Consider the following 13,268-nt stretch of genomic DNA (forward strand, 5'->3'; position numbering starts at 1 on the left):
AACGAAAGACCTAGACGACTTCACCATTACAAAACTTCAAAATTTCTGTTGGGGCTAGCCCAAACAGCCTAAATAATGGAATCCTAGTCTATCCATGAACTTGTTGCACTTGACTTGACAATGTGCCTTTATTTAAATTAAGAAGAAAATCAATTGAACGTTTTACTTGGACTCTTTTTTAAAATTGAGATAAGATATTCTTAAATTTATTTAACCTTCCCTGCCCATGTATTTTATCTTGAAACAGAACTGTATTTTAGGAAACCATTTATGACTAATTGATACTATTATGGCAAGTTCAAACCACTGGAACAACATCAAACCCTCCCTATCTCGGTTAAAACGAAAAGGGAGGGTTTTATCTTTTTAGTTTAAGGCAATATAGTGGATTAACAAAGAAAAGGAAAAAAGCTAATAATAGAACTTGAGTTTTTCAAGGCTATTTAACACTGTACTAAAATAAAACGAAATAGATAATAACTACAACGATAATACTAAATAAGGAACCGATTAGATAGTATTCGGCAAAAGCTTGACTCTTGGAAATTCGGTCATACCGCGCAATGGATTTTGCTGTAAAGACAAGACCAATAGCAGTATATTGTCCTAAAATCAAAAAGAGTCCCATGATGATTCGCTCAAGATTACCAATCAGCGCTCCTGCTCCTACCACCGTATCTTCTTCCTGTTTCGTATGCACACGTTCTGGTGTAGTCTTTTCAAGTAACAAATGAGACAACTCCTTCACCTGATACTTACTAAAGAATAATTTAAAAATCACATTCATTGGCTTGGTGACAAGAAGTATAAAGAGAATAACACGCAATAAGTATTCTAACTGTTCCCAATCAATACCGTATTGATATAGAATCACTTCCTCACCATTTTGTACTAAAAACCACCAATAAAAGCACACGATTACTAACAAGTGAGCACATTGACTGATTAAAAAAATCCCTTGTTCTTGAGAGAGAGGCAACGACTTGTCTAGTAAAAAGCGTTTAACAAGGCTAATAACAATGTGGCTCAACACAAGGCAAGCATTTGTTATTGTCATTTCTGGAAAGATTAGGCTAAGCACCACTAAAGGAATGGTGATCCGAAGAAACTGTGTCCACATCATTTGCTTGCTAAATGGCTTTTGTCCGTCAGGCAATGGCTGCTCCCAATGAAAATCACTCAGAAAATGTGCGATAAACAAGGTCAGTAATAACGGATGTGTGATGAAATACCTAGATAGTCCCATTTGTTCCCTCCATCTTAGACTACCTGCACCAAGTCTGTATCTGCTCTCCTATTTGTTTTCTACCACGCAAATAAACCTTCAAACCACTCGCTTTCAAGCGTTTTGTCAACCCACTTGGCTCGATCCCAAGATGTCTTGCTAGCTCTTGGTGGCTAAACCATTCATCATACTGCTTTGTTTCCAGTAAGGCTTTTAACATGTCACGATGTTTATCTGTCCACTTGGCATAGATGAATTCCCCCATTGCTAAAACAGCATTTACCAGTTGATCATTCTCCGATGATGAGTCACCTATACTGACACGAATATTAGTGACCCCATAATCATTCTTGTCATGAACGTAAGCAATAGCAGAGCGAGCATTCCAGTAAGCTGGTCCATCAGCCCCAATACTTCTCAAGGGATTTATCGCTGTAACAATCTCACCAATCCCAATCCCAAATCGAATGGTCACAGGGTATAATTTGATTCGAATGCTATCAATCATTTGAAACACTGAGGCATGAGGGTGTAGCAAGGCTTGAAACTCGTCTCCTAATGTCAATGTAAAAGGAGATACTAGACTATCAGCGTAGACTTGATTAAGGTCATCCAAAACCAAACGTAAGGAATCTTGAACTGCTGAACGGGTCGTTAGTTTTTTAGAGTCGATAACATCTCCAATAATAGCAATATAAACCATTTCTCCCTCCTTTTTGTCTATTATAACAGACAAAACAAAAAATGTCTATCAAGATAGACATTTCAAAAAAATTGCTATTGTATTAAACAATCCCTTATTTACGCTTTTTCTTCGCTTTTTTGAGTTTATTAGCTTGGCGTTTCATCATTTGCTTCATGGCAAGTTGACCAACTTTACCTTTGATACCTCCACCAAACATTTGACTCATATCTGGCATTCCTGCTCCACCTAACGCTGATAAATCAGGCATTCCAGAACCACCCATCATACTTTCTAAAGCTGATATGTCCATGCCACTAATATCTGGCATATTAGGCATGTTCTTAGGAAGATTGTGAGGATTGATGCCCATTTGACGCATCATTTTATCCATATCGCCAGACATAACCCCCTGCATCATTGATTTTGCTTGATTAAAGTCTTTAATAAATTTATTAACATCCACAAAGCTATTTCCAGAACCAGCTGCAATACGACGACGACGACTTGGAGTTAATAATTCAGGGTTTTCACGTTCTGCTGGTGTCATTGAAGAGACAATGGCACGTTTACGAGCAATTTCACGTTCATCAACTTTTAGGTTTGCCAAGGCAGGATTACCTGCCATTCCAGGAAGCATTTTAAGTAAATCTTCCATTGGCCCCATGTTTTGAACTTGATCAAGCTGTTCAATAAAGTCATTGAAGTCAAAGGTGTTTTCACGCATTTTTTCAGCTAGCTCAGCTGATTTTTGCATGTCGTATTCTTGAGAAGCCTTCTCAATCAATGTCAGCAAGTCACCCATGCCCAAAATACGGCTAGCCATACGATCTGGGTGGAAGGTTTCAATGTCGGTAATCTTTTCACCAGTACCTGTAAACTTGATTGGTTTCCCTGTGATTTCACGGATTGAAAGGGCAGCACCACCACGGGTATCACCGTCAATCTTGGTTAAGATAACCCCTGTCACTTCCAATTGTCCGTTAAACTCACGCGCAACATTGGCAGCTTCTTGACCAATCATGCTATCAACAACCAAAAGGATTTCATGTGGTTGCGCTAATGCTTTGACATCACGCAATTCCTGCATGAGTTTTTCATCAATTTGGAGACGACCTGCAGTATCAATAAGAACGTAATCATTGTGATTCTCGCGCGCTTTTTCTAAACCTTGGCGCACAATCTCAACAGCCGGTGTATCAGTCCCCATATCAAAGACAGGGACACCGATTTGCCCACCCAGAGTTTTAAGTTGATCTATCGCAGCTGGACGATAGATATCCGCCGCAATCATCAGTGGACGAGCATTTTCTTCCTTAATAAGCTTGTTTGCCAGTTTACCAGCAAAGGTTGTCTTACCAGCACCTTGAAGACCAACCATCATGATAATTGTTGGAATTTTAGGGGATTTTTCAATTTCTGCCGTTTCAGAACCTAAAATAGCTGTTAATTCTTCATTAACAATCTTGATGATTTGTTGAGACGCATCCAAAGTTTCGATAATCTCATGACCAATAGCACGCTCACGAACACGCTTAATAAATGTCTTAACAACCGGAAGTGCAACGTCCGCCTCAAGGAGTGCCAGACGAATTTCTTTTGTAACATCTTGAACTTCTTTTTCCGTTAGCTTTCCTTTACGACGTAGATTTTTAAACACGCCTTGCAAGCGTTGTGTTAGACTTTCAAATGCCATCTATTTTTATTACTCTCCTTTTTTCTTCTCACTCTTGCTGGCCACATAAGCTCAACAACCAGCTTAATCCCTATTATCAATACTCATTAAAATAGAGATTTTTTCTTGCAAATAGTCATCGTTTGCATATTTCTCAGTCATCTCATCAAAGATTTCACTACGCACAATATAATCAGAATACATGTGCAGTTTCATTTCATAATCCTCTAGAATTCTCTCTGTACGCTTAATATTGTCATAGACAGCTTGCCGACTGACACCAAACTCTTCAGCGATTTCTGCCAAGCTGTAATCATCTGCGTAATAGAGTTCAATATAATTCATTTGCTTATCCGTCAAAAGCGCTGCATAGAACTCAAAAAGAGCATTCATTCGATTGGTTTTTTCAATTTCCATGTCCTATATTTTACCATAATATCTAGGATTTTAATAGGGGAAATAGCAGAGCTTTTGAGCTGTAGCACCATGAACACTCTGGTTTAGACAAGATAAGCGCTGGAATAGATAACCAGCTATCCTGATTGTCAAACCCAAGGCGCTCACAAATAGACCCCAAGCACCACATTATCTATAAGAATCACACAATCCTAAATGATTTAGTCCCAACCTTGCGCATTAACGCTGTACTATCATCATAATCAATAGTCGTTTCGCCACAGATAGCACCACATATGCGAATATACCGTTACAAATAAATCATAATTTAAATTATGTAAACTAATTATTCTCTAGGTAGAACTCAAATCGATCTCCAACATACTGACTTCTCACATATTCAAATGGGCGATTATCTGTAAAATAGGAAACTTGTGTGAGCGCTAAAATAGCATGACCTTTAGCAATCGAAAGATAGTCTGCCACACGCTCACTAGCAATTTTAGCTGAAATCACTTGCTGACTTTTGCCAATTTCATATCCATTGTCAGTTAAAGTTTTAAAAAAATGTTCCGTAATAGCATGGCGTTCAACGTTGCGAATCAGCTCCTCAGGAATAGAAGCCACTTCATAAACAACCGGAATATTATCCGCATATCGTACCCGCTCCATTCGAATCACATAATCCGTTTTCTTCAGATGAAGACGATCCATTTCCGTCTGGCTAGCCAGTTTCTTTTGATAAGAAATCAGTTTCGTAGAAGGGGTCTTCCCTTGCGCTGTCACAATCTCGGTAAACGACGTTGTACCACGCATTTTTTCCTGAACCCGTCTACTGGCCACATAGGTTCCGCTTCCTACTCTCCGTTCTAAGATACCTTCATCAACCAGTAAAGTAATCGCTTGACGAAGCGTCATTCGGCTAACGGAAAAATTATCTGCCAAGTCCCGTTCGCTAGGCAAACGATCTCCAATCTTCCAAATGCCTTTATCAATCTGCTCCTTCAAGGCATCGTGAATACTAATATAGGCTGGCGCCATCGCTACTCCTCCTAATGATATCGTTTGAGGTAGGTACGTTCTTCATAGACCTTCTCAATCTCAAACAACTCCAAATCTTTCTCTTTAGCGACAATATAATACCCCTCACGCTGATAGTAAGGTAACTCCCCATCCTCAGTAACAAATGCTAGCCGCTTCTGTTCTGGTAACACTTGAAAAGTGAAAGACTGTTCCTGTGACTTCGGTGTCCCTACAACAAGCCAATCACGACTGATGACTTCTGCTCCCCATTTCTGATAAAGGTGGTTCGCCTTTTCATCATCTCTTGTAAAAATGGCTAGCGCTTCAACCCCTTTTTCTCGAAGAAGAATCTCAGCTCGTTCAAATAATTGATTTGCGATGCCCTGCCCCTGATAATCTGGATGGACAGCTAAATTAGCAAAATAAGCGACTTTGTCACAAGAATAATAGGCATAAGCTCTGCTATTTTCCCGAGAATAAATGCCAATATCTAGTAGCCCAACAACTATGTCTCCATCTAAAGCAACGAGTTCAATGCTGTCTTCGTAAAAATCCCTAAAGTTATCCTTAGTACGGCTGATATCATCAAAAAAGTCTGAATATAAGTAAGAAAGGGCTTTACAATAAACCCAACTTTTTTCGTGTTGGTTCTCAAAAGGTTTAATCATTATCATAAGATTAGTTTACCATATTTAATGAAAAAAGGACTGCAAAAAAACAGAATTTATGCTAGAATGATAGAAACCGTCTATAACATCTGACGTAAAAAGAAAGGGAATCCATGACTGAAACGTTGACTGATGTTCAAAAAATCATCGTTCTCGATTACGGTAGCCAGTACAATCAATTAATTGCACGACGTATTCGTGAATTTGGTGTTTTTTCAGAACTTAAAAGCCATAAAATTACAGCAGATGAGCTTCGTGCCATCAATCCTATCGGAATCGTCCTCTCAGGAGGTCCTAACTCTGTCTACGCTGACAATGCCTTTGGTATTGACAAAGATATTTTTGAGCTTGGGATTCCCATTTTAGGAATCTGTTATGGTATGCAATTGATCACACATACCCTTGGAGGAAAAGTGGTCCCAGCAAGTGAAGCTGGTAACCGTGAGTATGGTCAATCTACACTACGTCTTCGTTCCGAATCTAAGCTATTTGCTGGAACGCCTAAAGAACAACTTGTTTTGATGAGTCATGGTGATGCGGTCACTGAGATTCCAGAAGGTTTCCACTTGGTCGGTGACTCTGCTGACTGCCCATTTGCTGCGATGGAAAACACTGAGAAAAACTTCTACGGTATCCAATTCCACCCAGAAGTTCGTCACTCTGTCTATGGTAACGACATTCTCAAAAACTTTGCCGTAAACATCTGTGGTGCGCGTGGTGACTGGTCAATGGATAACTTCATCGACATGGAAATCGCTAACATCCGTGAAAAGGTTGGAGACAAAAAAGTTCTCCTTGGCCTTTCAGGTGGTGTGGATTCATCAGTCGTTGGTGTCCTTCTTCAACGCGCTATCGGTGATCAGTTAACCTGTATCTTCGTTGACCACGGCCTTCTTCGTAAAAATGAAGGCGACCAAGTAATGGAAATGCTTGGTGGGAAATTTGGTCTTAACATCATCCGTGTTGATGCTTCTGAGCGCTTCTTGAGTCTTTTAGCAGGTGTTGATGATCCTGAGAAAAAACGTAAAATTATTGGTAATGAATTTGTTTACGTCTTTGACGATGAAGCAAGTAAACTCACCGATGTCGATTTCTTAGCACAAGGAACCCTTTACACAGATATCATCGAATCAGGAACTGAGACTGCTGAAACCATCAAATCGCACCACAATGTTGGTGGACTTCCTGAAGACATGCAGTTCAAACTCATTGAGCCACTCAACACCTTGTTTAAAGATGAAGTACGCGCACTTGGTACTGCACTTGGCATGCCAGATGAAGTTGTTTGGCGCCAGCCATTCCCGGGACCAGGGCTTGCAATCCGTGTGATGGGCGAAATTACTGAGGAAAAACTTGAAACCGTTCGTGAATCAGATGCTATCCTTCGTGAAGAAATTGCAAAAGCAGGCCTTGACCGCGACGTATGGCAATACTTCACTGTAAACACTGGTGTCCGTTCTGTTGGAGTTATGGGGGACGGTCGTACCTACGACTACACCATCGCTATCCGTGCCATCACTTCTATTGACGGTATGACAGCTGATTTTGCACAACTCCCTTGGGATGTTCTTAAGAAAATCTCAACCCGTATCGTAAACGAAGTGGATCACGTCAACCGTATCGTCTATGACATTACAAGTAAACCACCAGCAACTGTTGAGTGGGAGTGATTTTCTCCAGTGAAGGAAATCAGACAGCCTTATAACAATTAAAAAAAGCTGAGGAACAAGTGTAACTTTTGCTAAGAATCCTTGATTTAACAGTATTTAATTTGTTATAAATGGTATTAAAATAATCTAGATACGTTTGGATTATCGCCAAAATAAGTCCTCAAGGAGGGCTTATTTTTTTGTCTATAAGCATGAAAATCTATAGATGCGAACATACCCCCTCTATGTTAATCTGCACTACTCCTCCAAATATTAATTCTAGTTTATTCCATACACATAAAAAACGATTCCTACTCTGATAAGTAAGAATCATTTTTTGATAATCTAAACTACCAAGAAACTTGGTTATAATTTTGCTCAAAGGATTTAAGTATTGATTGATCAGCATCATTAAATGCCACCTGTGTTTCAAGTACACCTTTCACAATGATACGTTGTGTAGCTTCTGCATCTGTACAAGTAACTAGTGTGATTTCGTTGACGTTGTCGTGATCTTCCAAAACATAAATCGCTTCTGGTTGAACAACTTCCATACTGGTAATCACATAAGTGTAAATGGTCTCTTTATTAGTCAGATAGATTTTCATGCCATTTTTAGCTCTTTCAAGTGGTGAAAAAAGCATGTCTGAAGCACCGACCATAGAAAAAATATGATGACTAGCAAGCGTGTAATTACCTTGTCCCATAACCTGACTTTCCTTCATAGTACCAGCACCATAGGATAATTCAGTATTGCCAAGGCCTTTGAAAATAGGCAAATTAATTTTTAATTCTGGAATAGCAATGCCACCTATAACAGGAAGAAGCTGCGCTTCCATCTGAGACTTTAAAATTGATTCTGTAGAGACAGGCTCAACTGCCGAAAAATCAAAACTGACTTCTTTTTCATTGTTCTTTTTAATAGTCTCTTTTGATACTTGAGAAACTTGATATTTATTAGAATTCCAAGCAATCAACGTATTTCTAATAGACTTATTAAAAACCAGAGCTAAGCCAACAATAAACAAAATAACAATCAGGCTATTGTACAAAAATGTTTTAATGGATTTCTTTTTATTCCGTCTCATCAATCCCTCCCTCATCTGTAGTTACAGATTTCACTAAAGCAAAGGTCACGATTTTTGCTTGTTCATCTAGACGCATCACTTTAACACCTTGTGTCGAACGACCGGTTTGTGAAATATTTTCAATCCTAGTACGGATGATAACACCAGTATCTGTAATGATCATAATATCTTCATCACCGGATACTGTTAAAAGTCCAGCAAGTGGTCCATTTTTCTCAGTAATATTAGCAGTTTTAATTCCTTTACCGCCGCGTCCCTTAGTCGGATATTCACTAGCAGCTGTACGCTTACCATAGCCTTTTTCAGTAATGATAAGAACTTCTTGATCTTGAGAAATAGCTGACGCACCAACGACAATATCGTCATTTCTTAAAGTAATTCCTTTAACACCTGTTGCTATACGGCTCATGCTACGAATATTGTCTTCACTGAATCTAACAGAATATCCTGTCTTGGTACCAATAATAATATCATCTTGTCCATTTGTTAAAATGACATTAATCAATTGATCCCCTTCTCTCAAGTTCAAAGCTTTAAGACCATTTTGACGAATATTATTAAATTCAGAAACACTAGTGCGCTTAACAACACCTAGACGAGTCGTAAAGAAGAAATGTTTATTTTTGAAATCTTCTTGGGTCAAATTGATAACTGTTTGTATATTTTCCCCTTCATCAAGTTTCAAAAGATTGATAATAGGAAGTCCTTTAGCTGTACGACCATATTCTGGAATCTCGTATGCCTTTAAGCGATAAACACGGCCAAGATTTGTAAAGAATAGCAAATGGTCATGCGTCGATGTTGAAACTAAATCTTTAACAAAATCATCATCGTTGACCCCTGTACCTTGGACGCCACGGCCGCCACGTTTTTGTGATCGGAACTCATCTTGGGCTAAACGTTTGATATACCCCTTACTTGATAGCGTAATAAGAACATCTTCTTCTTCGATAAGATCTTCATCTTCGAGAGTTAATGCTTCCCCTACCATAAGTTCCGTACGACGATCATCCGCATATTTGCGTTTTGTTTCGTCCAATTCTTCCTTGATGATTGTAGAAACACGCTCAGGCTTAGCTAGAATATCAGCTAGGTCAGCAATCAAAGTAAGTAAATCATTATATTCTGCTTGAATTTTATCTCGTTCCAATCCTGTCAAACGACGCAGACGCATGTCCAAAATAGCTTGACTTTGACGTTCTGACAAATTAAAACGTGACATTAATTCAGCTTGTGCTTCTGCATCCGTCTGACTACCACGAATGATTGCAATAACTTCATCAAGGTGATCAAGAGCGACTAATAACCCTTCTAAAATATGTGCACGTGCCTCAGCTTTTTCCTTATCAAAACGCGTTCGGCGTACAACCACCTCTTTTTGGTGTTCTATATAGTTGTCAATAATTTGGCGTAATGAGAGAATTTTAGGGACTCCCTTTTCAATCGCTAACATGTTGAAACTAAAATTAGTTTGAAGACTTGTTAGTTTAAAAAGATTGTTTAAAATCACATTCGCTGATGCATCACGACGAACTTCAATGACAAAACGAACACCTTCACGACTAGATTCATCACGAACAGCTGTAATTCCCTCAACACGTTTTTCCTGCGCCAAACGAACAATATGCTCATGGACCTTCGTCTTATTGACACCATATGGAAATTCTGTCACAACAATGCGCTCGCGACCAGTTTTGGTCAGTTCAATTTCTGTACGAGAACGTAATACGATCGAACCTTTACCTGTTTCATAGGCACGGTGAATACCTGATTTTCCCATCACGAGAGCTCCCGTTGGGAAATCTGGTCCAGGCATCACTTCCATCAAGTCACGTGTCGTAACATCTGGATTATCCATTACTAATTTGACAGCATCAATAGATTCTCCCAAATTGTGAGGTGGAATATTAGTTGCCATACCAACAGCAATTCCAGTAGCACCATTAACTAAAAGGTTTGGAAAACGAGCTGGTAAAACAAGCGGTTCACGTTCTGAACCATCGTAGTTATCTTGAAAATCAACTGTATTTTTATTGATATCACGTAGCATCTCAAGAGCAATTTTGCTCATACGAGCTTCGGTATAACGTTGAGCAGCAGCACCATCCCCGTCCATAGAACCAAAATTTCCATGCCCATCAACGAGCATATGTCTATAGCTCCACCATTGGGCCATACGGACCATGGCTTCATAAATAGAACTATCGCCGTGAGGATGATATTTCCCCATAACATCACCGGTAATACGAGCTGATTTCTTATGAGGTTTATCCGGAGTTACTCCAAGCTCATTCATACCGTACAAAATGCGACGGTGCACAGGTTTCAATCCATCTCGAACATCTGGTAAAGCGCGTGACACAATAACACTCATTGCATAGTCAATAAAGCTTGTTTTCATCTCACTCGTTAGATTAACATCTACCAAGTTTTTATCTTGCATTTACATGCCCCTTTTCTTTTCAAAAGTCTTCTATCATTATAACATAAATTCCTTGGAAAATCAGCATTGGCATCGCTTTCTGTAAGCAATTTTCATTTTTAACTATTCACTTAGTGACAAACAAGAAATAACATGATAGAATATTTGTTGTATGGGAATCTCCCAAAGAAAAAAATAAGGAGACGTTTAGCATGACTTTAACTAAACAACACAAAAAAGTGATCCTTGTCGGCGATGGTGCCGTAGGTTCATCTTACGCTTTTGCTTTGGTAACACAAAATATTGGTCAAGAACTTGGAATTATTGATATCTTTAAAGAAAAAACTCAAGGTGATGCAGAAGATTTGAGCCACGCATTGGCATTCACTTCACCTAAAAAAATCTATGCTGCAGATTACGCTGACTGCCACGATGCTGACCTTGTTGTCTTGACAGCCGGTGCTCCTCAAAAACCAGGTGAAACTCGTCTTGACCTCGTTGAGAAAAACTTGCGTATTAACAAAGAAGTTGTTACTCAAATCGTTGCTTCAGGTTTCAACGGTATCTTCCTTGTTGCAGCTAACCCAGTTGATGTGTTAACTTATTCAACTTGGAAATTCTCAGGTTTCCCTAAAGAGCGCGTTATTGGTTCAGGTACATCACTTGACTCAGCTCGTTTCCGTCAAGCTCTTGCTGATAAAATCGGTATTGATGCTCGTTCTGTCCATGCTTACATCATGGGTGAACACGGTGACTCAGAATTCGCTGTTTGGTCACACGCTAACGTTGCTGGTGTAAAACTTTATGACTGGTTGCAAGCTAACCGCGATATTGATGAACAAGGTCTTGTTGATCTCTTCATCTCTGTTCGTGATGCCGCTTACTCAATCATCAATAAAAAAGGTGCTACTTACTACGGTATCGCAGTTGCTCTTGCTCGTATCACAAAAGCTATCTTTGATGATGAAAATGCAGTACTTCCATTGTCAGTTTTCCAAGCTGGTCAATACGAAGGTGTTGAAGATGTCTTCATCGGTCAACCAGCTATTATCGGTGCGCACGGTATTGTTCGTCCAGTAAATATTCCGCTCAGCGATGCTGAATTGCAAAAAATGCAAGCTTCTGCTGCTGAGTTAAAAGCTATCATTGATGAAGCATTTTCTAAAGAAGAATTTGTATCAGCTTGCAAAAATTAATATATGAAGAAGACTGGAGTACTGTTATTCCCAGTCTTTTTTAGCCGTTTTATGATTGTTCAACTTACCTGCAACTAGAATCTTTTGCGTCATTAGTTTCAACTCACCACTACATCAAACTAGTTCTACTATACACTATTTAAGAAAGTTTAAATATTTTTCTTATACTAAAAGAATAAGCGAAGTCAAGACCATGAAATACTAAACAATTCTATCACTCGTTGAAAACTATTATCATTCATTGTATTATGTAATCAATAACAATAAGGAGATTTGAAATGAAAAAATTGCCTATTACTGAATAAAATTGGAAAAAGATTATATTACATTATGATATACTCCCCTTATAGTGGACAGTGAAAAAACAAAAATTCACTAGAAACTAAAAGGGGAGTTTTCGTATGTCAAAAAGAAGTCCAAAATCAGTAGAAGAAAAACTAGAGATTGTTAACTTGTATCTAGAAAAAGGGAAATCCATTTCAAGCTTAATAAGGGAATATAGAGTTAGTGATACCACCATTAGAACTTGGGTTCGTAAATACAAACAGCTAGGTATAGCAGGATTAAGAGAAAGTAATACTTGGACGAGGTACTCAAAAGAAATCAAAGAACAAGCCGTACAAGATTATCTATCTGGACGAGGAAGTTTGAAGACAATCATTGAAACTTACCACATATCATCTGGAAGTGTTCTCGAAAAGTGGCTAAAACGGTATACTAGTGGTATAGAAATCAAAGCAACTAGTAAAGGAATAAATAAGTCGTATGAACCAAGGACGAAAAACCACTTTGGAAGAACGTGTGGAGATTGTCAACTTCACCATTATTCATGATAAGGATTATCAGGCAGCGATTGAGAAATATGGTATTTCCTACCAACAAGTTTATTCCTGGGTGAGAAAGTTTGAGAAGGACGGTAGTCAAGGACTCCTAGATCGCAGAAGTAAAGGGTTAGACAGTAAACCGACCCTTCCCCCAGAAGAAGAGTTACAGCTCAAAAACAAGCAACTCGAAGAGCGCAACTGCTATTTAGAGATGGAGGTAGGACTGCTTGCAGTTGCTTGTTGCCAATCGTGTCGTCACCCTGTTACTAACGCTTGGACAAGCCTTACAAGGCTATCCGTAACTCGCTTTGCTTCGAACGGCTAGCGCCAAAAAGTTAGAAGAAATCAGACGCAGAAACCGACGGTAAGACTCGGACGTTACTTAAAAGAATTTCAAGCTATTAAAGATTATTCCGATAA

General features: G+C 39.0%; 10 protein-coding genes and 1 pseudogene. 3 read left to right on the top strand and 8 right to left on the bottom strand.

Annotated features, from left to right (window positions below; genetic code table 11):
* Positions 1-454: 454 nt before the first annotated feature.
* The 6 genes from GZ996_RS10700 to GZ996_RS10725 all read right to left on the bottom strand — a co-directional run bounded on the left by GZ996_RS10700 (position 455) and on the right by GZ996_RS10725 (position 5,672).
* On the bottom strand, positions 455-1,246 hold the full coding sequence (locus GZ996_RS10700; protein WP_162012041.1) for a DUF3307 domain-containing protein: 792 nt from the start codon (positions 1,244-1,246) through the stop codon (positions 455-457).
* Between the two features lie 19 nt (positions 1,247-1,265).
* Complete coding sequence (locus GZ996_RS10705) at positions 1,266-1,928, bottom strand: SatD family protein (protein WP_162012042.1); 663 nt, start codon at positions 1,926-1,928, stop codon at positions 1,266-1,268.
* A gap of 94 nt (positions 1,929-2,022) precedes the next feature.
* Positions 2,023-3,603 carry a signal recognition particle protein gene (ffh, locus tag GZ996_RS10710; RefSeq protein WP_162012043.1) on the bottom strand — a complete coding sequence of 527 codons (1,581 nt, stop codon included), beginning with the start codon at positions 3,601-3,603 and terminating at the stop codon, positions 2,023-2,025.
* Positions 3,604-3,666: 63 nt separating this feature from the next.
* The gene (locus GZ996_RS10715; RefSeq protein ID WP_156805174.1) at positions 3,667-3,999 is read right to left on the bottom strand and encodes a putative DNA-binding protein; all 333 of its coding nucleotides are present in this window, start codon (positions 3,997-3,999) and stop codon (positions 3,667-3,669) included.
* Positions 4,000-4,320: 321 nt separating this feature from the next.
* Positions 4,321-5,019, bottom strand: coding sequence for a GntR family transcriptional regulator (locus GZ996_RS10720; RefSeq protein ID WP_156805173.1), 699 nt, complete (start codon positions 5,017-5,019; stop codon positions 4,321-4,323).
* Positions 5,020-5,030: 11 nt separating this feature from the next.
* The gene (locus tag GZ996_RS10725) at positions 5,031-5,672 is read right to left on the bottom strand and encodes a GNAT family N-acetyltransferase (RefSeq protein ID WP_162012045.1); all 642 of its coding nucleotides are present in this window, start codon (positions 5,670-5,672) and stop codon (positions 5,031-5,033) included.
* Between the two features lie 110 nt (positions 5,673-5,782).
* On the opposite strand from GZ996_RS10725, the gene guaA reads away from it, so the two are divergent.
* The gene (gene guaA, locus GZ996_RS10730) at positions 5,783-7,339 is read left to right on the top strand and encodes a glutamine-hydrolyzing GMP synthase (RefSeq protein WP_156805172.1); all 1,557 of its coding nucleotides are present in this window, start codon (positions 5,783-5,785) and stop codon (positions 7,337-7,339) included.
* 329 nt (positions 7,340-7,668) lie between these two features.
* Here the strand turns inward: guaA and GZ996_RS10735 are convergent, their stop codons facing one another.
* Together GZ996_RS10735 and gyrA are read right to left on the bottom strand one after the other, a co-directional pair.
* Positions 7,669-8,406 (bottom strand): class A sortase, encoded by a 738-nt coding sequence (locus GZ996_RS10735; RefSeq protein ID WP_232323162.1) that lies wholly within the window; start codon positions 8,404-8,406, stop codon positions 7,669-7,671.
* Complete coding sequence (gene gyrA, locus GZ996_RS10740) at positions 8,393-10,849, bottom strand: DNA gyrase subunit A (protein ID WP_162012044.1); 2,457 nt, start codon at positions 10,847-10,849, stop codon at positions 8,393-8,395. Before gyrA ends, GZ996_RS10735 begins: the two co-directional genes overlap by 14 nt.
* Before the next feature lie 191 nt (positions 10,850-11,040).
* On the opposite strand from gyrA, the gene GZ996_RS10745 reads away from it, so the two are divergent.
* The gene (locus tag GZ996_RS10745; protein ID WP_156805169.1) at positions 11,041-12,024 is read left to right on the top strand and encodes an L-lactate dehydrogenase; all 984 of its coding nucleotides are present in this window, start codon (positions 11,041-11,043) and stop codon (positions 12,022-12,024) included.
* Between the two features lie 401 nt (positions 12,025-12,425).
* A pseudogene (locus tag GZ996_RS10750) lies at positions 12,426-13,268 on the top strand (transposase); the annotation flags it as partial.

Source organism: Streptococcus sp. S784/96/1, from assembly GCF_902729355.1.
GTDB classification, from domain to species: domain Bacteria; phylum Bacillota; class Bacilli; order Lactobacillales; family Streptococcaceae; genus Streptococcus; species Streptococcus caledonicus.